Raw genomic sequence first — 21,404 nt, forward strand, 5'->3', positions numbered from 1 at the left:
AGGACATGCGGGCAGAGCGATGGCTGCTGGGCGTACTGGCCCTGGTGGGGGCTGGTCTCACCGGCTCATTGGGCCTGTGGCAGCTGGACCGGGCCCAGCAGAAGTTGGCGTTGCAGGCCGAACAGCAGGCCGCAGAGCGCCTGCCAGTGCTGGGCAATGCGGAGCTGCCGGTGCGTGTCGAGGCGGCCGGCGTGCGCCGCCTGGCGCGCCTGCGCGGGCACTGGTTGCCCGAGCAACAGCTCTGGCTGGACAACCGCCCGCATGAGCGACGCAACGGCACCCTGCTGCTGACGCCGCTGCAACTGGAAGGGCGGCCGGAGCTCATCTGGGTGCAGCGCGGCTGGCAGGAGCGCACGCCGGGCCTGCACCAGGTGCCCCCCTGGCCCGCCACACCCGGCGGTGAGGTGGAGGTGCTGGGGCAGTTGCGGCCGCAGGCCTCGCAGGTGAAAGCCTTTGGGGCGGAGTCAACCGGCCCGCTCCGGCAAAATCTCGACCTTTCCGCCAGCACAGCCCAGCTCGGACGTCCCGTCCTGCCCTGGGTCCTCTGGCAGACCGGCCCGGACTGCGCACCCCTGCGCTGCGACTGGCCGGCCCCGGACAGCGGGGTTCACAAGCATTGGGGCTATGCCGCGCAATGGTTTGCGCTGGCGGCGCTCATCCTGGGTTTGTATGTCTGGTTCCAATTTCTCAAACCAGCCCGCGCCGGTCAATGACCCGGCGCAGCTGACGGTGCATGGGCTCGGTGCGGTCGAGGCGCTGACGCAGGCGGAGCGCACGCGGCGTGGCCGCTGGATGATGGGCTGGGTGGTGTTCCTGTGCGCACTGCCGGTGATCGCCAGCTACTTCACCTTCTACGTCGTGCAGCCGCGCGGCAAGGCCTATGGCGAACTGATCACGCCGACGCGCGACCTGCCCGCCGATCTGGCGCCGCGCACGCTGGCCGGCCAAGCGGTGGCGGTGGAAGCTCTGCGCGGGCAGTGGCTGCTGATCGTCGTGGATGGTGGCTCCTGCGTGGGCGATTGCGAGAAGCGCCTCTTCATGCAGCGCCAGCTGCGCGAGATGCTGGGCAAGGAGCGCGACAAGCTCGACAAGCTCTGGCTCATCAGCGACGAGGCGCCGGTTTCCGAAACCCTGCGCCAGGCGCTCGAGACGACGCCGGCGATGCAGTTGCTGCGCGTCGATGGCGCCGCGCTGGCGCGCTGGCTCAGCCCCGCCGAGGGCCAGGCCCTGACGGCGCATCTCTACCTGGTCGACCCACTGGGGCGGTGGATGTGGCGCAGCCCGGCCCAGCCCGACCCCTCGCGCGTCAAGAAGGACCTGGGCCTGCTGATGAAGGCCAATTCCGGCTGGGATCGGCCCGGGCGATGACGACCGGTGTCGACTGGTCGCCCATCCTGCAGCTGCTGCTGCTGGGCCTGGCCCTGGGCTGTCTGCCGCTGCTCGTTTGGGTGGCGCGCTCGCGCGGGCGCACCGCGCCGCAGCGCCTGCGTGCCTTGCTGCTGCTGACCCTGTTCCTGAGCTTCGACCTGGTGGTATTCGGGGCGTTCACGCGCCTGTCTGATTCCGGTCTCGGCTGCCCCGACTGGCCGGGCTGCTATGGCGAACTCAGCCCCTTGGGCGCGCGCGCCGAGATCGCGGCCGAGCAGGCCGAGCGCCCGCATGGCCCGGTGACGCATGGCAAGGCCTGGGTCGAGATGGTGCATCGCTACTGGGCCAGCGCCGTGGGATTCCTGATCGTGGTGAGCGTGCTGCTGGCATGGCGTTGGCGCCGTGAGCTGGGCGCGCGCGCCTGGCAGCTGGCGCTGCTGACGCTCGGCTGGGTGCTCTTGCAGGGGGCTTTCGGCGCGCTGACGGTGACGATGAAGCTGTTCCCGGCCATCGTTACCTTGCATCTACTGGGCGGCCTGGGCCTGCTGGTGTGCCTGCTGCTGCAGGTGGAGCGCTTGCGCCCGCAACCCCTGGCGCTGCCCCCGGCCGTGCGGGCCGGGCTGGGCCTGGCCCTGCTGGCGCTGCTGCTGCAGATCATGTTAGGCGGCTGGGTCAGCACCAATTACGCGGTGCTGGTGTGCCGCGACTTTCCGACCTGCCAGCAAAGCTGGTGGCCCGAGATGGACTTCGCGGCCGGCTTCACGCTCTGGCGCGCGCTGGGCCAGACCGGCGATGGCGCCTGGCTGGGCCTGCCGGCGCTGACGGCGATCCACATGGCACATCGTCTGGGCGCCTTGCTGCTCAGCGCCGTGCTGCTCGTGCTGGTGCGGGCGCTGTGGAGCCGGGCACCGGGGCATGCGCGGGCGCTGCTGGCCCTGCTGGCGTTGCAACTGCTCTCCGGGGTGTCGAACGTCGTGCTGGGCTGGCCGCTGCTGGCTGCGCTGACGCACACCGCGGGCGCGGCCGGCTTGACGCTGATGCTGGTGAGCCTGGCCTGCCGGGCGCAAGCGGCCCCGCAGGCACGGCCGCAGGCGGCGGGAATCGAGGTGTGTGCATGAATGCTTCTACGAGCAGCCCCGTGGTGGGCCTGTCGGTCTGGCGCCAGTACAGCGCGCTGACCAAGCCCCGGGTGGTGCAGCTGATCGTGTTCTGCGCCCTGATCGGCATGGCCCTGGCGGTGCCCGGCCTGCCCAGCCGTGGTGAGCTGGGCGTGATGCTGGCCGCCTGCCTGGGCATCTGGCTGGTGGCGGCCGCTGCGGCGGCCTTCAACTGCCTGATCGAGCAACGCATCGACGCCCGCATGAAGCGCACCGCCTGGCGACCGACGGCACGCGGCGAACTCAGCCCGCGCCAGGCGCTGGTGTTCTCGGCCCTGTTGTGCAGCGCTGGTGCGGCGGTGCTGGCGGTCTGGGTCAACTGGCTGACGCTCTGGCTGACGCTGGCCACCTTTGTCGGCTATGCGGTGGTGTACACCGTCTGGCTCAAGCCCACGACGCCGCAGAACATCGTCATCGGGGGGGCTTCCGGCGCCATGCCGCCGGTGCTCGGCTGGGCTGCGCTGCGGGGTGAGGTTGGGGCCGAGGCCTGGCTGATGTGCCTGATCATCTTTCTGTGGACGCCGCCGCACTTCTGGGCCCTGGCCCTGTATCGCGTGGAGGACTACGCCCGCGCCGGCCTGCCCATGCTGCCGGTGACGCATGGCAATGCCTACACGCGCCTGCAGGTGCTGCTCTATACCTGGATCCTGCTCGCAGCCACCTTGTTGCCGTACCTGATCGGCATGAGTGGCTGGCTCTACTTGGTGGCGGCGCTGCTGCTGGGGCTGCGCTTCTGCTGGTTCGGCTGGCAGCTGTGGCGCCAGTACTCGGATGACCTGGCCCGCCGCACCTTCTGGTTCTCGATCTGGTACCTGACCCTGCTGTTTGCTGCCCTGATGGTGGATCACTATGTCGCACCCTGGCTCTATTGATCGCCGCAGCCTGCTGGGCCTGCTCGGGCTTTCGGCTCTGGCGGGCTGCCAGCCCAACTCGGCGCCCAGCTTCAAGGGGGTGGATCTGACCGGTGTCAGCTACGCCCAGAAGCTGGAGCTGCCAGACGCGGACGGGCGACCGCGCAGCCTGGCCGACTTCAAGGGCAAGGCCGTGGTGCTGTTCTTCGGCTACACGCAGTGCCCGGACGTCTGCCCGGCCACTTTGGGCGAGCTGCGCCTCGTCAAGGAGGCCATGGGAAAGCAGGGCGAACAGGTCGTGGGTCTGTTCGTCACCGTGGACCCCGAACGCGACACGCCGGAGTTGCTGCGCGAGTACATCGCCAACTTCGGCCCCGGCATGGTGGCCCTGCGTGGCAGCCCGGAACAGACGCAGGCCGTGGCCAAGGAGTTCAAGGTGTTCTACGCCAAGGTGCCGAGTAAAACCGGACCCGGCTACACCATGGACCACACGGCGGCGAGCTTCCTGTTCGACACCACCGGCAAGGTGCGGGTCTATCACCGCTATGGCGCCGGCCCGGAGGCGCTGCGCCATGACCTGACCCAGCTGCTGGCCGTCAAGCCCTGAGCGGGCTGCCGCACCAAGAAGCAGGGGCCCCGCGGGGCCCCTGTTGTCTTCAGGCGCTCAGCGCCAACCGCATCTTCTTGAGTGCAGCCGCCTCGATCTGACGGATGCGCTCGGCGCTGACACCGTACTCGGCTGCCAGCTCATGCAGGGTCTTGCCGCCGCTGCTGTCGTCGTTTACCTCCAGCCAGCGGGCCTCGACGATGCGGCGGCTGCGCGGGTCGAGCTGCTCCAGGGCCTGGATCAGGCCCTGGCCGGCCATTTCGTCGCGGTTGCGCCGCTCGAGTGCGCGGCTGGGCTCGTGTTGATCGTCGGCCAGATAGGCGATCGGGGCGGGCGGGGCGCCGTCCTCGTCATCCACCGGGCTATCCAGCGCCACGTCACCGCCGGCGAGACGGGTTTCCATCTCGATCACTTCTTCGGGCTTGACGTTCAGGCTACGCGCCACCGATTCGATCTCGGCCACGCTCAGCGCCTGACGCTGGGGATCCTCAGCATCGGCCTTGAGGCTGTGCTTGAGCGAGCGCAGATTGAAGAACAGCTTGCGCTGTGCCTTCGTCGTGGCCACCTTCACCAGGCGCCAGTTGCGCACGATGTATTCGTGGATTTCGGCCTTGATCCAGTGGATGGCGTACGAAACCAGACGCACGCCTTGCTCAGGGTCGAAGCGGCGCACGGCCTTCATCAGGCCCACATTGCCTTCCTGGATCAGGTCACCTTGCGGCAGGCCGTAGCCCAGGTACTGGCGCGAAATCGCGACCACCAGACGCAGATGCGACATCACCAGCCGTCCCGCGGCATCCAGATCGCCCTTTTCGCGCAGCAGGCGGGCGTCCTGGGCCTCTTCCTCTGCGCTCAGCATGGGCAGGGCCTGGACGGCACGGATGTAGGCGTCCAGGTTGCCCAGCGAAGGCACCAAGGCCCAGGGGTCGCGTACGGCCAGGGCGGTGGGGGCGGTCAAGGCAGCGGTCATTGCGGAGTTCCTCCAAACCAGAGCCACTTTGGGCTCCGACCTGAAAATATTAGCACTCTCGGATGGTGAGTGCTAATCGTCTGGTGGAAAGAACTGCCGACTCCGACGCCTACTCGGTCAGGCCAAATTCAGGGCTGGCCACCATGCCCTCGATATCCAGCAGGATCAGCAGGCGTTCGCCGACCTTGCCCAGACCGGTGACGAAGCGCGAATCGATCGAGGCGGAGATTTCCGGTGCCGGCCGAATCTGGTCGGCGGGCAGTTCGAGCACATCGGACACCGAATCCACCACCATGCCCAGCACGCGATTGCCGATGTTGAGCACGATGACCACCGTGAAGGCGCTGTACTGCGCTTCGCAGTCCAGCCGAATGCGCAAATCCATGATGGGGACGATGACACCGCGCAGATTGACCACGCCCTTGACGAAGCTGGGCGCGTGGGCGATGCGGGTGGGCGCTTCGTAGGAGCGGATCTCCTGCACCTTCAAGATGTCGATGCCGTATTCCTCGCCTCCGATTCGGAAGGTGAGGAATTGCTTGCTGGGCTTGCTGCCGCCCGTGGTTTCGCCGACGGAGGACAGCACCAGTTCGGTGGAGCTCATGGTTGCAAGGGCTTCCAGTTGGGGGTGAGGGGCATTGTGCCAAGCCGGCCCAAGGGGCCGCTTGGCGCTCACCCTATCTCGTTCCAGCTTGTGCAGCACGCCACGCCCAGCCAATGGCCATGCGGTCTGGCGGGCGGAAAGGGCTCGCCGGGCGCATGCGCAAAGGACTTTAGTTGCCGCTTGCGCTGACGGCGCGGGGACGCGCCTTGGTGGCCTGCCAAGAAGGCCGATTGAGGCAGGGGGCGGAGCGCGTTTGTGTCAGGCTGTCAAGCGGGCAACACGCTAGGGATAGTGGTTGAGTGCGCGGTGACCGCTAGATATAGTGGCTGTGGTATCGTGACGACCTTCACAAAGCGCAGTCCCTGCCCATCGTTTCAACGCCTTTCTCGGCGTCCGGAACGGGCGGCGGCGAGCCGGAATCGCAGGCCGTCGAAAGCGCGTCCCTTGAATCACACCGCAAGGCCCCGCGAGGGGTCCTTGCCCCGCCTTTGCCCATCGCCGGCAAAGCCCGTTTGACCGTTGTAAGAGGTTCATTCATGCAAAGCAGCGTCCTGTCCGCCGTCCCCGCTGGGGAACGTCCCGTCAGCGCGAGCGCCCACGCGCTTCCGTCGGCTTACCAGGCTTACCAGATCATCCGCCGCAACGGCGCGGTGGTCTCCTTCGAGCCGAGCAAGATCGCCGTGGCGTTGATGAAGGCCTTCCTCGCGGTGCATGGCGCGCAAGGCGCGGCCTCCGCCAGCGTGCGCGAGACGGTGGATGGTCTGACCGAGGCCTGCGTGCGCGCCCTGCTGCGTTCGCGCCCGGGCGGTGGCACCTTCCATATTGAAGACGTTCAGGACCACGTGGAGTTGGCCCTGATGCGCGGCGGCCACCACGAAGTGGCGCGCGCTTATGTGCTGTACCGCGAGCGCCGCTCCGCCGAGCGCGCGGCCAAGGGCGAGGCCCCGGTGGCCGCACCGCCGGCGGAAGCGCTGTTTGTGCTGGACGGCGGCGTGCGCAAGCCGCTGGATCTGGGCGCGCTGCACGCCCTGATCGAGTCGGCCTGCGCCGACCTGGGTGCTGAAGTGAAGGCCGGACCGATCCTGGCCGAGACCCAGCGCAATCTGTACGACGGCGTGCCGCTGGACGAGGTCTACAAGGCCGCCATCCTGTCGGCCCGGACCTTGATCGAGAAGGAGCCCGGCTACACCCGCGCCACCGCCCGCATCCTGCTGCACACCATCCGCAAAGAAATCCTGGGCGAGGAAGTGACCCAGGCCGGCATGCAGCAGCGCTATGCCGAGTACTTCCCCAAGTACATCAAGAAGGGCGTCGAGGCCGAGTTGCTGGACCCGCGCCTGCAGCAGTACGACCTGGCCAAGCTGGGTGCGGCGCTGAAGGCCGAGCGCGACCTGAACTTCGACTACCTGGGCCTGCAGACCCTGTACGACCGCTACTTCCTGCACATCCGCAAGACCCGCATCGAGATGCCGCAGGCCTTCTTCATGCGTGTGGCCATGGGCCTGGCGCTGAACGAGATCGACCGCGAGGCACGCGCCATCGAGTTCTACGAGGTGCTGTCGAGCTTTGACTTCATGAGCAGCACGCCCACGCTGTTCAACAGCGGAACCCTGCGTTCGCAGCTGTCCAGCTGCTACCTGACGACCGTCGCCGACGACCTCGACGGTATCTACGAGGCCATCAAGGAAAACGCGCTGCTGAGCAAGTACGCCGGCGGTCTGGGCAATGACTGGACCCCGGTGCGCGCGCTGGGCAGCCATATCAAGGGCACGAACGGCGAGAGCCAGGGCGTGGTGCCCTTCCTGAAGGTGGTGAACGACACGGCGGTGGCCGTCAACCAGGGCGGCAAGCGCAAGGGCGCCGTCTGCGCCTACCTGGAGACCTGGCACCTCGACATCGAGGAGTTCCTGGAGCTGCGCAAGAACACCGGCGACGACCGCCGCCGCACCCACGACATGAACACGGCGAACTGGATTCCCGACCTGTTCATGAAGCGCGTCATCGAGGGCGGCGACTGGAGCCTGTTCTCGCCCAGCACCACGCCGGACCTGCACGACCGCATCGGCGCCGATTTCGAGAAGGCCTATGTGGCCTACGAAGAGAAGGCGGCCCGCGGCGAGATCAAGCCTTACAAGAAGATCGGCGCGCGCGAGCTTTGGCGCAAGATGCTGACGATGCTGTTCGAGACCGGGCATCCCTGGATCACCTTCAAAGACGCCTGCAATGTGCGTTCGCCCCAGCAGCATGTCGGTGTCGTGCACTCCAGCAATCTGTGCACCGAGATCACGCTGAACACCAATGACAGCGAGATTGCCGTCTGCAACCTGGGCTCGATCAACCTCGCCCAGCACCTGAAGGATGGCCAGGTCGATCACGCCAAGCTGAAAAAGACCGTGTCGACGGCCATGCGCATGCTCGACAACGTCATCGACATCAACTACTACGCGGTCAAGAAGGCGCGCGACTCCAATCTGCGTCACCGCCCGGTGGGCCTGGGCCTGATGGGCTTCCAGGACGCGCTGTATCAGCTGCGGGTGCCCTATGCCAGCCAGCAGGCAGTCGACTTCGCCGACCGCTCCATGGAAGCGATCTGCTACTACGCCTACTGGGCCAGCTCGGAGCTGGCCGAGGAGCGCGGCCGCTATTCCACCTACCGCGGCTCGCTGTGGGATCGCGGCATCCTGCCGCTGGACAGCCTGGACCTGCTGGCCGAGCAGCGCGGCGGCTTCGTCGAGGTGGACCGCAGCAGCACGCTGGACTGGGAGGCCCTGCGCACCCGCATCGGTCAGCACGGCATGCGCAATAGCAATTGCGTGGCGATCGCCCCGACCGCCACCATCTCCAACATCATTGGCGTAGACGCCTCGATCGAGCCGAGCTTCGGCAACATCTCGGTGAAGTCCAATCTCTCGGGCGAGTTCACCGTCGTCAACGAGTACCTGGTGCGCGACCTCAAGAAGCTCGGCCTGTGGGACGAGGTCATGGTCATGGACCTGAAGCACTTCGATGGTTCGCTGCGTCGCATCGACCGGGTGCCCGAAGAGGTCAAGGCCCTGTATGCCACCGCCTTCGAGATCGAGCCGCAATGGCTGATCGAGGCCGGCGCACGCCGCCAGAAGTGGATCGACCAGGCGCAGAGCCTGAACATCTACATGGCCGGCGCCTCGGGGCGCAAGCTCGACGAGACCTACAAGCTGGCCTGGACGCGTGGCCTGAAGACCACCTACTACCTGCGCACCATCGGCGCCACGGCGGCCGAAAAGAGCACCGTCAGCCGGGGTCAGCTGAATGCCGTGTCGAGCAGCGTGCCACAGACGCCGATGGCCGCTGCCGAGCCCGAGCTGCCGGCGACCGATGCGAAGTTCTGCAGCATCGACAACCCCGACTGCGAGGCCTGCCAATAAGGCAGCTGCGAGGCCCGATCTTGGGCCTGCGGTGCTCGCCGTACGAGAGTGCGGAAGCGCGCCTCAGGCCCATCCTCGGACTCCTCGCCACGCCTTTTTGGCTAGCTTCGATCGCTGTTTGGATGGTTTGATTAAACGTTCAATCATTTGAACAAAAGTGCAATTCGATGCCATGGCGCAACGCATTTGCGCAATGACTTCGAAATCGATGCAAAAACCATTTGCCGACTCGCCGTCATCACTTTGATAATTTGCTAGAAGAGGAACGTCCATGTTGCATTGGGAAGACGACGTCAAACCCAGCCCCGCACTCGCCACGCACAGTGCCCTGCCTGCCGCAGCCAAGAGCCCGGCCAGCGTTCCCGTCACCCCTTCGCAAGTCCACTCGTCGAGCACTGCCGCGCAGAGCGGTTCGCGCCGCGTCAACGTCGCCGACAAGCGCATCATCAACGCGCAGACCGACGTCAACCAGCTGGTGCCCTTCAAGTACAAGTGGGCCTGGGAAAAGTACCTCGCCACCTGCGCCAACCACTGGATGCCGCAGGAAGTGAACATGAGCCGCGACATCGCGCTCTGGAAAGATCCGAACGGCCTGAGCGAAGACGAGCGCCGAATCATCAAGCGCAACCTCGGCTTCTTCGTCACGGCGGATTCGCTGGCGGCCAACAACATCGTGCTGGGCACCTACCGCCACATCACGGCGCCCGAGTGCCGCCAGTTCCTGCTGCGCCAGGCCTTCGAAGAGGCGATCCATACCCACGCCTACCAGTACATCGTTGAGAGCCTGGGCCTGGACGAGGGCGAGATCTTCAATGCCTACAACGAGGTGCCCTCGATCCGCGCCAAGGACGAGTTCCTGATCCCGTTCATCGACGCGATCATGGATCCGGCCTTCAAGACCGGCACGCCCGAGACCGACCAGACCCTGCTGAAGAGCCTGATCGTGTTCGCCTGCCTGATGGAGGGCCTGTTCTTCTACGTCGGCTTCACGCAGATCCTGGCGATGGGCCGCCAGAACAAGATGACCGGCGCGGCGGAGCAATACCAGTACATCCTGCGCGACGAGTCGATGCACTGCAATTTCGGCATCGACCTGATCAACGCGCTGAAGCTCGAGAACCCGCATCTGTGGACGGCCGAGTTCAAGGCCGAGATCAAGGCGTTGTTCCTGAAGGCCGTTGAGCTCGAGTACCGCTACGCCGAAGACACCATGCCGCGTGGCGTGTTGGGCCTGAATGCCTCCATGTTCAAGGGCTATCTGCGCTACATCGCCAACCGCCGTGCGGTGCAGATCGGCCTCGACCCCCTGTTCCCGAACGAAGAGAACCCCTTCCCCTGGATGAGCGAAATGATCGACTTGAAGAAGGAGCGCAACTTCTTCGAGACGCGCGTGATCGAGTACCAAAGCGGGGGCGCGCTCAGCTGGGATTGACCCGGCTGGCCCTCCTTGGTCGAACTGGATAAGAGCCACACAGCTTCAGCACTTGCGTTCACGGCCCCTAAAGAAGGGCCGGAACCGGGTGCCAACGAATTCACCCCCGGTGGCCTGAAGGCTGCTTGGGGTGAATGGCCGTACCTGCTGCGTCATGCGCGTTGCAGGGCGGTTTTTTCCTCCCCTTGATCAAGGAGATTCACATGGCAACTGCGAAGAAGGCCGCTCCGGCCAAGAAGGCCGCCCCGGCGAAGAAGGCCGCTGCTCCGGCGAAGAAGGCCGCCCCGGCGAAGAAGGCCGCTGCTCCGGCGAAGAAGGCCGCTCCGGCGAAGAAGGCCGCTGCTCCGGCGAAGAAGGCCGCCCCGGCGAAGAAGGCCGCTGCTCCGGCAAAGAAGGCCGCCCCGGCGAAGAAGGCCGCTCCGGCGAAGAAGGCCACCCCGGCGAAGAAGGCCGCCCCGGCGAAGAAGGCCGCCCCGGCGAAGAAGGCCGCCCCGGCGAAGAAGGCCGCCCCGGCGAAGAAGGCCGCCCCGGCGAAGAAGGCCGCCCCGGCGAAGAAGGCCGCTGCTCCGGCCAAGAAGGCCGCTCCGGCGAAGAAGGCCGCTGCTGCCAAGCCGGCTGCGAAGCCTGCAGCCAAGCCTGCGGCCAAGAAGGCCTCGGCCACCAAGTCGCCGCCCGTGAAGGCTGCGCCCACGGCCAAGACCACGCTGAGCCCGCAAGCCGCCTGGCCTTTCCCGACGGGCAACAAGCCCTGAACGAGTTCGGCCCGCCTCGGGTCGAATTTTCAAAGCCCGCCACTGGCGGGCTTTTTTTATGGGTGGAAGAGGCCGACCTCGTATCCGGCCAGCCGCCCATCCAGGCGGAAGGTGGCCTGCAGATCCAGGCTGGCGCCGGGCTCGATCCGCTGCATGTGCTGGCCCATTTCCGCCGGGCTGAGGCTGCGGCGCAGCAAGCGGCGTCCGTCGCCATCGGCCAATTGCAGGTCCACCCAGGGAAGCCGCAGCGCATGGCCGGCGCGGTTCTCGATGCGCATGCGCAGTTGGTAGGCCTGGCCCTGGGGGGTCGGTTGCAGGCTGGATGAAGCAACCACCAGACCATCCAGGCGGGTGAGCGTCACGGGTTCACAGTCTCCGCACGCGCGCTGCCACAGGGTTTCGAGCAGCGGCCACTGCGCCCGCAGGGCATCCCGTTCGATCCAGGCCCATTGCAGGGGCAGTGCCAGGACGAGCACGGCCACGGCCAGCCAACCCAGGGTGCGCAGGCCGGTGCGGGGGCGTGGCGACCGCTCCAAGGATGCGAACGGGGTCGGGGCCGCTTCGGCCGGGGAACCATCGGGCTCGGTGGCGCCGAGCAGGCGGCGCATGCGTTCGGCGGCCTGCCGAGCATCCGGTTCGGGGTCTAGTTCGGCACCCGGCTCCGCCGCCGAGACCTCGCTCGAGCCCAGTGCGGTTGGCGCAGGTTCGAGCGGCTCGTCCTCAAACCCCGGCTCGGTTCGGCCGAAGCGGTCTTGCGACCAGGCCGGCGCCGCATCTTCGTGCGGCAAGTCCGCGGCATCCGGCTCGACGTGCGGGGTCTCGGTGCTGGCGAAGGTGGATGCGAACCCGCTGGACTCGGGGGCGGGTTCGAATGGGTCCGGCTCGGGTGGGGCCGGGGCGGGAACTGGCGAGGGAACTGGAGCTGCGGGGCGGATGCTGGCACCGGTGTCCAGATCGAACAGATGGGCGCGGGCGTCGAACACGGCATCGCAGCGCCCACAGCGCACAAAGCCCTCGCTGACCCGGAGCTGGTCCTCCGCGACGCGGAACACCGTGGCGCAGGAGGGGCAGCGGGTCGCCCAGCTCATCGTGTCCCGGTCAGCAGCACCCAGCCGTCTTCGGCGTCCGTCACGCTCAGGGCCAACCAAGGTGCGTACACCGCGGCCAGTTCCTCGGCCTGCCGTTCCAGCAGCCCTGCCAGCACCAAGGAGGCGCCCGGCTTCAGATGCGCGCAGAGTAGTGGCGCTAGCAGCTTCAGCGGCGTGGCAAGGATGTTGGCCAGCACCAGATCGAACTCGCCCTGCGCCAGTTCGGGTTGGCCGACCTGCACCTTGACCCCGTTGGCCTCGGCGTTGTGGCCGGTGGAGGTGACGGCGGCGGGGTCGATGTCCACGCCGGTCAGGTCGGTGGCGCCGAGCAGGCCGGCCGCAATGGCCAGGATGCCCGAGCCGCAACCGTAATCGAGCACGCGACGGCCGCTCCACTCGCCCTGGCGGGCCAGCCAGCGCAGGCACATGCGGGTGGTGGGATGGGTGCCGGTGCCGAAGGCCAGCCCCGGGTCCAGGCGCATCACGGTGCGGGCCTGTGGCGGGGCCTCATGCCAGCTGGGCACGATCCAGAAGCTCTCGGTGATGGGCACCGGCGCGAACTGGGATTGCGTCAGGCGCACCCAGTCCTGGTCGTCCACAGGCACCAGGCCCTGGACATGCACCTCGGCCGCGAAGTCCTGCGCCAGCAGCGTGGTCAGGGCCTCGCTGGCCTCTTCCTGCGTGCCGAACAAGGTCTTGAGGATGCTGCGCTGCCAGCCCGCACGCGGGATCGGCATGCCGGGTTCGCCAAAGAGGGCCTGCTCGTCGGGGCTGTCGGCATCGGCATCTTCCACCGTGACCGACAGCGCATCGAGTTCCATCAGCGCATCGCTGACCCGTTCCACCTGTTCCTGCGGGCAGATCAGTGCGAGTTCGACGAGCTGGCTCATCGCTTGTGCTGGGCCATCCAGTGTTCAAGGTAGTGGATGCTGGTGCCGCCCTCGATGAACTTGGCGTCCACCATCAGCTCGCGGTGCAGCGGGATGTTGGTCTGGATGCCTTCCACCACCGTCTCGGCCAGCGCGGTGCGCATGCGCGCCAGCGCCTGCTCGCGGGTGTCGCCGTGCACGATGATCTTGCCGATCATCGAGTCGTAGTTCGGCGGCACGAAGTAGTTGGTGTAGGCATGGCTGTCCACCCGCACGCCGGGGCCGCCCGGGGCATGCCAGGCGGTGATGCGGCCGGGCGAGGGCACGAACTTGACCGGATCCTCGGCATTGATGCGGCACTCGATCGCATGGCCGCGCAGCTCGATCTGCCGCTGCGTGAAGGGCAGCTTCTCGCCGGCGGCGATCAGGATCTGCTGCTTGACGATGTCGATGCCGGTGACCATCTCGGTGACCGGGTGCTCCACTTGCACGCGCGTGTTCATCTCGATGAAGTAGAACTCGCCGTTTTCGTACAGGAACTCGAAGGTGCCGGCGCCGCGGTAGCCGATCTTCTTGCAGGCGGCGGCGCAGCGGTCGCCCACCTTCTCGATCAGGCGGCGCGGGATGCCGGGGGCCGGCGCTTCCTCGATGATCTTCTGGTGGCGGCGCTGCATCGAGCAGTCGCGCTCGCCCAGCCAGACGGCGTTCTTGTGCGTGTCGGCCAGGATTTGAATCTCCACATGGCGCGGGTTCTCCAGGAACTTCTCCATGTAGACGGCCGGATTGCCGAACGCGGCGCCAGCTTCGGCACGGGTGGTCTGCACGGCGTGGATCAGCGCGGCCTCGGTGTGCACCACGCGCATGCCGCGCCCGCCACCGCCGCCGGCGGCCTTGATGATGACCGGGTAGCCGACCTCGCGCGCGATGCGCACGATCTCCTTCGGGTCCTCGGGCAGGGCGCCTTCGCTGCCCGGCACGCAGGGCACGCCGGCCTTGATCATGGCCTGCTTGGCGCTGACCTTGTCGCCCATCGTGCGGATGGCCGCCGGCGTCGGGCCGATGAAGGTGAAGCCCGAGCTTTCGACGCGCTCGGCGAAGTCGGCGTTCTCGCTCAGGAAGCCGTAACCGGGGTGGATGGCCTCGGCGTCCGTCACCTCGGCGGTGGCGATGATGGCTGGCATGCTGAGGTAGCTCTGCGCCGAAGGCGCCGGGCCGATGCAGACGGCCTCGTCGGCCAGCTTCACATACTTGGCCTCGCGGTCGGCTTCCGAGTACACGACCACGGATTGAATGCCCAGCTCGCGGCACGCCCGCTGAATCCGAAGAGCAATCTCTCCTCGGTTCGCAATGAGAATCTTCTTGAACACGGTGAACCCGCTTTACTCAATGATGAACAGCGGCTGACCGAATTCGACGGGTTGACCGTTCTCGCAGCAGATCTTGGTGACCGTGCCGGTGGCGTCGGCCTCGATCTCGTTCATGATCTTCATGGCTTCGATGATGCAGATCGGCTCGCCGGCCTTGACCTGCTGGCCCACTTCCACGAAGGCCTTGGCGTTGGGGCTGGAGGCGCGGTAGAAGGTGCCGACCATCGGCGACTTGACGACATGGCCGCTCGGCGCGGCTTCGACCGGGGCGGCCGCCGGGGCCGCAGCCGCCGGGGCGGCGGCCATGGCGGGCGTCATCGCCTGCATGGGCATGGCCTGCATCGGCATGGCCTGCACCACCGGGGCGGCGGCGGGGGAACTCTTGACGATGCGCACCTTGCCATCGGCCTCGGTGATTTCCAGCTCCGAGACGTTGGACTCGGACACGAGGTCGATCAGGGTTTTGAGCTTGCGCAGATCCATGAGGTGTTCTCCGTTCGTGCCGGCGCGCCTCAGGCCGAGGCCAGGCGCGCCAGCGCGGCTTGCAGGGCGAGCGAATAGCCCTGCGCGCCAAGGCCGCAAATGACGCCCTCGGCCAGCTCACTGAAATAGCTGTGCTGGCGGAAGGCCTCGCGGCGGTGGATGTTGGAAAGATGAACTTCGATGAAGGGAATCGCCACGGCCGCCAGCGCGTCGCGGATGGCCACGCTGGTGTGGGTGTAGGCGGCCGGGTTGATCAGGATGAAGCGCGTGCCATCACGCGCCGCGGCCTGAATCCGGTCCACCAGCGCACCCTCGTGGTTGCTCTGGAAGCTGACCAGGGCCACACCGGCGGCCTGGGCCTGGGCGGCCAGGGCGGCGTCGATATCGGCCAAGGTTTGGCGCCCGTAGACCTCGGGTTCTCGCGTGCCGAGCAGGTTGAGGTTGGGTCCGTGCAGTACCAGAAGGCTCACTAGAGCGGCTTCCCTAACGATGAAAAGGGCGGACTTTACGCGTTTTCGTTACAGATCCGGCCAATTTCGTCAGAAAAGGGCGCAGACCGCCTGGGTTAACCCTTGCTCTGGGGCAGCTCCGCCAACTTCTCCAGATCGGCCGGGTGCGTGACACCCAGGCGCCGCCACACGATGCGCCCCTGCGGGTTCAACGCCACGCTGAAGGGCAGGGCGCCGGTCTTGTTGCCCAAGTGGCGCGCCAGTTCGCTGCCCGACAGCCCGGCCAGTCCGATCGCGAAGCCGACCGGGCGCTTGGCCAAGAACTCACGCACCGGCGTGGGGCCGTCAATGGCCAGGCCCAGCACCGTCCATTGGGTGTTCGTGCGCGCAAAGGCGTCGAGGTCGGGCAGTTCGCGGATGCACGGGGCGCACCAGGTGGCCCAGAAGTTGACGAACAGCCAGCGCCCTTTGAGCTCCTGCATCACCAGTTCGTCCCCGCCCGGGCGGGCGAAGCGGCTGGCCCAGAGCTTGTCTTCGGGGGCGGCCCCGGCAGGTAGGGCGGCTGCGAGGCCGCTGGGCAGACCCAGCAGGAGCTGGCGGCGTTTCATGGAGCCTCACTTTCGGCCAGGCGGCGGCGCAGGCCGGCGGCGTCACCGCGCCAGGTCTGGCCCCGCGCGTCGGGCAGCAGGGCGCCGCGGCGTTCGCGCGGGTCCAGCACGGCCAGATGCAGGGCCACGGGCTGGCTGAAACCGGGCGGCGGGCGCAGCCAGATGACGAGGTTTTGCAGATCCTGTCCGCGCGCATCGCGCCCCTGCGGTCCGGGTTCGGGGTTCTCGCCGAGGTTCAACAAGGCGATCTCGGGCGCCTTGGGGTCGTCGGCAAAGAGTTCCAGGTGCAGGTCGGAAAAGCGGTTGGCCGTGCCCCGCCAGGCGGCACCCACCAGCAGGGGCTCGAACTCGGCCAGGCGTTCCAGCCAGCGCAGCGCCAGTTCGCGCAGGGTGCGCAACTCGGCCGGCTGGGTGTCGGCCTGGAACAGGCTGAGGTGCTCGCGCAGTGCCTCTTCCACCAGCTCGTTGCCGGGCAGGGCGGTGCGCGGGGGCAGGCCCAGATCGCGCAGCGCGCGCTGCTTGGCTGGCCCCCAGGGCAGGCCCTCCTCGGCAATCAGGCGCGCGCTGGCCTGGGCAATTTCCAGTTCAAGACTCATGGGATGGGGGTGGCCTGGTGAAAGCGCAGCTGCCAACCGGCCGCGCCATGCTGCCAGATTGAGCTGCGCCAGGCCGGGCGGGGGCCCGTGCTGCACCAGCTTAAGAGCCAGCAATCGGGCGCCAGTTCGATGGTCTGTACGTCGCTGCGCAAGGGTGCTTCGCCCGCGCCGCTCAGTTCGGTCAGCACCTCGGCACGGCTCCAGCGCCGGCCGCTGCGGCCGAACTCGAAGAACTCGGGATGCAGCAGGCGCTCGAAGTCCTGACCCCGGGCGAGCCGGTCTTCCAGCGCCAACAGGGTGTCCCTCATGGCAGCTCCACCGCCGGCATGCGGGCCTGGATGGTGGCGGTGCGGCCGCTCAGGTAGGGCGAACCGGGGCGCTTCTCGAAGCGCTTGGGGGCTGGCAGCATCACCGCCAGGCGGGCGGCCTGGGCGCTGCCGAGCTGCTTGGCGGGGATGCGGAAGTAGTGGCGCGCGGCGGCCTCGGCACCGAACACGCCCTCGCCCCACTCCACATGGTTCAGGTAGATCTCCAGGATGCGGGATTTGCTGAGGAAGAGCTCCAGCTCCAGGGTGATCAGCGCCTCCTGGGCCTTGCGGGCCAGATTGCGCTCTCCGCTGAGGAACAGGTTCTTGGCCAGCTGCTGGCTGATGGTGGAGCCGCCCACGACCTTGGCTGGCTTGGCCTGGGCGCGCTTGGCGGCGCGCGCTTCGGCCTTTTCGTTGCGCTCCCAGGCCTTGTCCACGGCGTCCCAGTCGATGCCGCTGTGGTCCACAAAGCCGGCGTCTTCGGAAGCGATGACGGCGCGTGCCAGTTGGGGCGAGATGGCGGAAAGGTCCTGCCAGTCCTGGCGCCAGGGCAGCTGGCCCTGGGTGCGCAAGATGCGCAGGGCCTCGCTGCGCTGGAAAGTGGTGGAGCCTGGGTCCAGCACGTTCATCAGCAGGATGCGCCCGGCCAGATAGAGCTGCAGGGCCAACACGGCCAGGCCCAGCAGCAGCAGCCAGCGTCCCAATATCCCGATGGGCCTCAGCATGCCTGGGGCACCTCGGCGCGCAGGGCGGCGAACACGGGGGCGGTGTCCGGGCGCAGGCCCTGCCAGGCCTCGAAGGCCAGCGCGGCCTGCTCGACGAGCATGCCCAGGCCGTCACGCACCCGTGCCCCTTGCGCCTGCGCGGCCTGCAGGAAGCCGGCGGCGGCTGGGCCGTAGACCATGTCAAGCGCCCAGGCTTCGGGCGCGAACAGGCCCGGTGCCAGCTGCAGCTGGCCACCGCCCAGGGCGGTGCTGGTGCCGTTGATGACGCCCTCGAAAGCGTGCGCCGGCGCGGCACCCCAAGGCAGGCTGTGCAGGGTCACGCCCAGATCGGCGTGGCGCTCGATCAGGGCCTGCACCTTGTCCGCGCTGCGGTTGCTGAGGGTGATGGAGGCCGGCCCGGCAGCGATCAGCGGCGCCAGGCAGCCGGCTACGGCGCCGCCCGCGCCCAGGATCAGCAGGTGCCGGCCGGCCAGGGCGAAGCCGGCGCGCTCCAGCAGGTCGTTCACCAGGCCCTGGCCATCGGTGTTGTCGGCCCAGAGCAGGCCGGCGTCGTCCCAGCCCAGGGTGTTGGCGGCGCCGGCACGGCGCGCGCGCTCGCTGGCGCGCTGCGCCAGCGCGAGCGCCTCGGGCTTGAAGGGCAGGGTGATGTTGCAGCCGCGCAGGCCCTGGGCGTGCAGCCGGTGCAGGGTGGCGGCCAGGCCGTCGAGCGGGGCCTCGATGGCTTCGTAGCGCAGGGGCCGGCCTGTCTGGGTGGCAAAGGCGACGTGGATGCGCGGCGAGCGGCTGTGGGCGATCGGGTGCCCGAGCACCGCGTAGAAGGGCAGTTCGTTCATGGCGAGGCGGGCGCTTCGAGGGCGGTGTGCAGGCCCTTGTCGCGGTCAAAGCTGAAGCGGGCGCTGATGACGAGGATCTCCGCCTCCTGGCGCATCTCCTTGCTGAAGGCACCAAAGGGCCCGGCGGCGCGCACGATGGCCACGGCGCGCCGGTCCAGCAGGTTGTTGCCCGAAGGCTGCACGATCTCGGTACCGAGCAGGCGCCCTTCGGCATTGACGCTTAGGGTCATGGTCAGCTGGCCATAGAGACGGCGGCCCTGCTGGGTGGGGAAATCGGCCGTGCCGCGCGCCTCGATGCGACGGCGCAGCGCGTCGTAATAGCGCGCGTACACCACCTCCTGGGTGGCGGGGCTGACGAAGCGCTGCCGCGGCCCGCTGTTGTCCTGGTTGACGCGCCGCTCGATCTCCGCCATCAAGGCCAGCAGCTGGCGGCGCCGCTCGGCCAGCGCACGGCCCTCGGGGCTGGCGGCCTCTTCTTGCGGGTCGGGCGGGGGGAGCTTGGCCAGTTCGCGGCGTGCCTCCACCAGCAGCTGGCGCTGCTGCTGGCGCAGCTCCTGCACGCGTTTCTTCTGGCTGGGGTCGATGGCGTCGCCCAGCTCCATCTCGGTGGAGGGCGGCAAGGGCGACTGGGCGCGCTCGGGCGCCGGGGAATCGCCGCCACCGCTGAGGTTGGCTTGCGCCAGGGCCTGCGCCTTGGTGGGGGCGCGCTCGCCCTGGGTGTTGACGAGGATGACCTCCAGCCGTTCCTCGGCCCAGCTGCGCAGCGCGCTGCCGGGCGTGGCCAGCTGGACGAAGAGCAAGGCGATGTGCAGCAGCGCCGAAGCCGCCAGGGCGGCGTGCAAGGGCTGGGCCTGGGCGCGCTGCAGCAGCTTCATGCGCCGGCTGGGGCCTCGGTCTCGGCGTCCGCCAGGTCCACGGCGATGGCCAGCGGGGCGGCCGCGGCCTCGTCTTCGCCCTCGTCCGCCTCTTCAGCGGTGACAGGAGCGGTTTCCATGCGCTCCAGCAGATTGGCGTGCAGCTCCAGCGTCAGCAGGTCGATGCCCGTGACGCGCACCTTGACGGCGGCGCCACGCTCCAGGCTTTCGCAGCCCAGGGCCTTGAAGACCAGGGGCAGAGTATCGGCGCGCACCAGGCCATCGCGCAGCGTGGTGGCGGTCAGCTCGCTGATGCCGTTCTGCTGCAGGTAGCGCAGCGTCCAGTAGCGCTCGATCTGGCTCTGGAAGCCGTTGTAGGCGCTGTAGGCGGCGTCGAAGCTGGAGAGGATGGCGAACAGGTTCGCGTCCTTGGGCTTGAAGGGCGCCACCAGCGGTGCCGTCTGGCCGTGGCGCACCGCAGCAATCAGCTGCCACTGGTTGACCAGGTCCACATAGCGGCGCAGGGGCGATGTGCACCAGGCGTAGCAGGCCACGCCCATGCCGGCGTGCGGCAGGGGCTTGATGCCCATGCGCACCTTGATGCCCGGCGCCAGGCTGGCCTGGCTGCGGTAGAGGCCCGGCAGGCCGACCTCGGCCAGCCAGGCGCCCCAGCGGCTGTTGGCCAGGATCATGGCCTCGGCCACGATCAGGTCCAGCGCCGTGCCGCGCGCGCGCTGGCTGATGTGCACGGTCTCGTCGCCCCGCGGCGGTTCGCTGCGCTCGCCTTCCAGCTTGAAGCTGTAGTCCGGCCGGTTGAAGTTCTCCGGCTTGCCGCGCACCTGCTCGCGGCCGGCCTTCAGGTGCCGGGCCAGGCGGTGGGCAAAGGCGAGCTCGGCGGCGAACTCGTAGTCGGCCGGGGCCGCGCCGGTCAGGCTGGCCTCGGTGATCACGCCGTCCAGTTGGTCATGGCGCAGATTGCGCACGATGGGCACCGCTTCGATGCGGGTCTCGGTGCTCTTGAGCTCCAGCGTCGCCTCGTCGAACTGGCAGTACAGGCTGAGTGCCGGGCAGTCGCGCCCTTCGGTCAGCGTGTACACCTGCACCACGCTGTCGGGCAGCATGGTGATCTTCCAGCCCGGCATGTAGACGGTGGACAGGCGCGTGCGCGCCACCGCGTCGACGGCGGCATCGGGCTGGATGGCCAGGCCGGGCGCGGCGATGTGGATGCCGAAGGTGACCGTGCCGCTGCCCAAGCCCTGCACCGAGAGCGCGTCGTCGATCTCGGTGGTGCTGCTGTCGTCGATCGAGAACGCTGCCACGGCCGCACGCGGAAGCTCCCCTATGGCCGGGGCCTGCAGCTCGGGGAAGCCGGTGCCCTTAGGGAATTGCTCGAATAGGAAGCGCTGCCAGTGGAACTGGTAGGGGTTGCCGATGGCGCCGGCAGCGGTCAGCAGGTCCAGCGGGGCCTTCTTGGCCTGCAGCGCGGCCTGCACAAGGGCCTTGTATTCGGGGCCGTTCTTGTCCGGTTTGAAGAGCAGCTTGTAGATCTGCGCCGCAATCGCTTCGGGGCAGCGGCCGGCGGCGAGCTCGGTGGCCCAGCTCTCGATCTGGGCCTGCTGTTCCTTCTTGCGGGCGATGCCCAGCAGCGCGGCCTGCACCTGCTCCTGCGGCGCCTTCTTGAACTGCCCGCCCTTGCCGGCGCGGCGGAAATAGTGCGGGGCACCGCTCAGGGCCAGCCAGGCGGCGGCCTGTTCGGTGGCGCTGGCCTTGTCGGAGAAATAGTCGCGCGCCAGATCGGCAAAGCCGAACTCGCCCTCGGGCGCGAACTCCCAGGCGAGATCGAGGTCGATCTGCGCGCACAAATCGGCCGAGGCACGCAGCAGCTCGGCCGGATTGGGGGCCGAGAACTTCAGCAGGCTCTGCTGGGCCTTGAGCTTGACGCGCTTGCCGCTGTCCAGCTCGACCTGCAGCGATGCATCGGCCTCGGAAAGGATGCGGCCGGCCTGGGCCCTGCCGCTGTCATCGAACAACACAAACATGGGGCCGGATTGTCTCCGAAGGCCCTGGGGCGGCCGGGTG

Annotated in this window: 22 protein-coding genes; 8 read left to right on the forward strand and 14 right to left on the reverse strand. The window is 68.0% G+C overall.

The genetic code is table 11. The features are described 5' to 3' along the window. Positions 1-5 precede the first annotated feature (5 nt). From I7X39_RS11690 to I7X39_RS11710, 5 genes are read left to right on the forward strand one after another with little or no spacing between them, the layout of a single operon-like run. Complete coding sequence (locus tag I7X39_RS11690) at positions 6-713, forward strand: SURF1 family protein (RefSeq protein ID WP_198111338.1); 708 nt, start codon at positions 6-8, stop codon at positions 711-713. Further along, on the forward strand, positions 670-1,368 hold the full coding sequence (locus tag I7X39_RS11695; RefSeq protein ID WP_198111339.1) for a redox-active disulfide-containing membrane protein: 699 nt from the start codon (positions 670-672) through the stop codon (positions 1,366-1,368). The genes I7X39_RS11690 and I7X39_RS11695 overlap by 44 nt, the downstream gene beginning before the upstream one ends. Beyond that, entirely contained in the window at positions 1,365-2,486 is a 1,122-nt protein-coding gene (locus I7X39_RS11700; protein ID WP_198111340.1) for a COX15/CtaA family protein, read from the forward strand. The genes I7X39_RS11695 and I7X39_RS11700 overlap by 4 nt, the downstream gene beginning before the upstream one ends. Then, positions 2,483-3,397, forward strand: coding sequence for a heme o synthase (gene cyoE / locus I7X39_RS11705; protein ID WP_198111341.1), 915 nt, complete (start codon positions 2,483-2,485; stop codon positions 3,395-3,397). Before I7X39_RS11700 ends, cyoE begins: the two co-directional genes overlap by 4 nt. Further along, on the forward strand, positions 3,375-3,983 hold the full coding sequence (locus I7X39_RS11710) for an SCO family protein (protein WP_198111342.1): 609 nt from the start codon (positions 3,375-3,377) through the stop codon (positions 3,981-3,983). The genes cyoE and I7X39_RS11710 overlap by 23 nt, the downstream gene beginning before the upstream one ends. Positions 3,984-4,032: 49 nt before the next feature. Here the strand turns inward: I7X39_RS11710 and rpoH are convergent, their stop codons facing one another. Together rpoH and I7X39_RS11720 are read right to left on the reverse strand one after the other, a co-directional pair. Continuing rightward, positions 4,033-4,953 carry an RNA polymerase sigma factor RpoH gene (gene rpoH, locus I7X39_RS11715; RefSeq protein WP_198111343.1) on the reverse strand — a complete coding sequence of 307 codons (921 nt, stop codon included), beginning with the start codon at positions 4,951-4,953 and terminating at the stop codon, positions 4,033-4,035. Between the two features lie 109 nt (positions 4,954-5,062). Then, complete coding sequence (locus I7X39_RS11720; RefSeq protein ID WP_198111344.1) at positions 5,063-5,557, reverse strand: chemotaxis protein CheW; 495 nt, start codon at positions 5,555-5,557, stop codon at positions 5,063-5,065. 536 nt (positions 5,558-6,093) lie between these two features. Between I7X39_RS11720 and I7X39_RS11725 the strand changes: the two genes are divergently transcribed. The 3 genes from I7X39_RS11725 to I7X39_RS11735 all read left to right on the forward strand — a co-directional run bounded on the left by I7X39_RS11725 (position 6,094) and on the right by I7X39_RS11735 (position 11,145). Continuing rightward, positions 6,094-8,961, forward strand: a complete 2,868-nt coding sequence (locus I7X39_RS11725) for a ribonucleoside-diphosphate reductase subunit alpha (RefSeq protein WP_198111345.1) — start codon at positions 6,094-6,096, stop codon at positions 8,959-8,961. A gap of 271 nt (positions 8,962-9,232) precedes the next feature. After that, positions 9,233-10,393 carry a ribonucleotide-diphosphate reductase subunit beta gene (locus I7X39_RS11730; RefSeq protein ID WP_198111346.1) on the forward strand — a complete coding sequence of 387 codons (1,161 nt, stop codon included), beginning with the start codon at positions 9,233-9,235 and terminating at the stop codon, positions 10,391-10,393. A gap of 203 nt (positions 10,394-10,596) precedes the next feature. Then, the gene (locus I7X39_RS11735; protein WP_198111465.1) at positions 10,597-11,145 is read left to right on the forward strand and encodes a histone; all 549 of its coding nucleotides are present in this window, start codon (positions 10,597-10,599) and stop codon (positions 11,143-11,145) included. Positions 11,146-11,201: 56 nt separating this feature from the next. Here I7X39_RS11735 and I7X39_RS11740 read toward each other — a convergent pair whose 3' ends face one another. From I7X39_RS11740 to I7X39_RS11795, 12 genes are all read right to left on the reverse strand, one after another. Then, the gene (locus I7X39_RS11740; RefSeq protein WP_198111347.1) at positions 11,202-12,233 is read right to left on the reverse strand and encodes a DUF3426 domain-containing protein; all 1,032 of its coding nucleotides are present in this window, start codon (positions 12,231-12,233) and stop codon (positions 11,202-11,204) included. Continuing rightward, a complete protein-coding gene (gene prmA, locus I7X39_RS11745) occupies positions 12,230-13,123 on the reverse strand; it encodes a 50S ribosomal protein L11 methyltransferase (RefSeq protein WP_198111348.1) in 894 nt (297 codons plus the stop codon). Before prmA ends, I7X39_RS11740 begins: the two co-directional genes overlap by 4 nt. Continuing rightward, a complete protein-coding gene (accC, locus tag I7X39_RS11750) occupies positions 13,120-14,469 on the reverse strand; it encodes an acetyl-CoA carboxylase biotin carboxylase subunit (protein ID WP_198111349.1) in 1,350 nt (449 codons plus the stop codon). Before accC ends, prmA begins: the two co-directional genes overlap by 4 nt. A gap of 12 nt (positions 14,470-14,481) precedes the next feature. Beyond that, positions 14,482-14,952 carry an acetyl-CoA carboxylase biotin carboxyl carrier protein gene (gene accB / locus I7X39_RS11755; RefSeq protein ID WP_198111350.1) on the reverse strand — a complete coding sequence of 157 codons (471 nt, stop codon included), beginning with the start codon at positions 14,950-14,952 and terminating at the stop codon, positions 14,482-14,484. Positions 14,953-14,981: 29 nt separating this feature from the next. Then, positions 14,982-15,422, reverse strand: coding sequence for a type II 3-dehydroquinate dehydratase (aroQ, locus tag I7X39_RS11760; RefSeq protein ID WP_198111351.1), 441 nt, complete (start codon positions 15,420-15,422; stop codon positions 14,982-14,984). 95 nt (positions 15,423-15,517) lie between these two features. Next, a complete protein-coding gene (locus tag I7X39_RS11765; RefSeq protein WP_198111352.1) occupies positions 15,518-16,009 on the reverse strand; it encodes a TlpA family protein disulfide reductase in 492 nt (163 codons plus the stop codon). Beyond that, positions 16,006-16,605: a hypothetical protein gene (locus I7X39_RS11770; RefSeq protein ID WP_198111353.1), complete on the reverse strand. Its 600-nt coding sequence runs from the start codon at positions 16,603-16,605 to the stop codon at positions 16,006-16,008. The genes I7X39_RS11765 and I7X39_RS11770 overlap by 4 nt, the downstream gene beginning before the upstream one ends. Beyond that, positions 16,602-16,913 carry a nuclear transport factor 2 family protein gene (locus I7X39_RS11775; RefSeq protein ID WP_198111354.1) on the reverse strand — a complete coding sequence of 104 codons (312 nt, stop codon included), beginning with the start codon at positions 16,911-16,913 and terminating at the stop codon, positions 16,602-16,604. The genes I7X39_RS11770 and I7X39_RS11775 overlap by 4 nt, the downstream gene beginning before the upstream one ends. Beyond that, complete coding sequence (gene mtgA, locus I7X39_RS11780) at positions 16,910-17,638, reverse strand: monofunctional biosynthetic peptidoglycan transglycosylase (RefSeq protein ID WP_232351903.1); 729 nt, start codon at positions 17,636-17,638, stop codon at positions 16,910-16,912. Before mtgA ends, I7X39_RS11775 begins: the two co-directional genes overlap by 4 nt. Then, the gene (gene aroE, locus I7X39_RS11785) at positions 17,632-18,471 is read right to left on the reverse strand and encodes a shikimate dehydrogenase (protein ID WP_198111355.1); all 840 of its coding nucleotides are present in this window, start codon (positions 18,469-18,471) and stop codon (positions 17,632-17,634) included. The genes mtgA and aroE overlap by 7 nt, the downstream gene beginning before the upstream one ends. Then, on the reverse strand, positions 18,468-19,346 hold the full coding sequence (locus I7X39_RS11790) for an energy transducer TonB family protein (protein WP_198111356.1): 879 nt from the start codon (positions 19,344-19,346) through the stop codon (positions 18,468-18,470). The genes aroE and I7X39_RS11790 overlap by 4 nt, the downstream gene beginning before the upstream one ends. Continuing rightward, complete coding sequence (locus I7X39_RS11795; RefSeq protein ID WP_198111357.1) at positions 19,343-21,364, reverse strand: ribonuclease catalytic domain-containing protein; 2,022 nt, start codon at positions 21,362-21,364, stop codon at positions 19,343-19,345. Before I7X39_RS11795 ends, I7X39_RS11790 begins: the two co-directional genes overlap by 4 nt. Between the last annotated feature and the right edge of the window lie 40 nt (positions 21,365-21,404).

The sequence above is a fragment of the Inhella proteolytica genome, assembly GCF_016093275.1.
Lineage (GTDB): Bacteria > Pseudomonadota > Gammaproteobacteria > Burkholderiales > Burkholderiaceae_C > Inhella > Inhella proteolytica.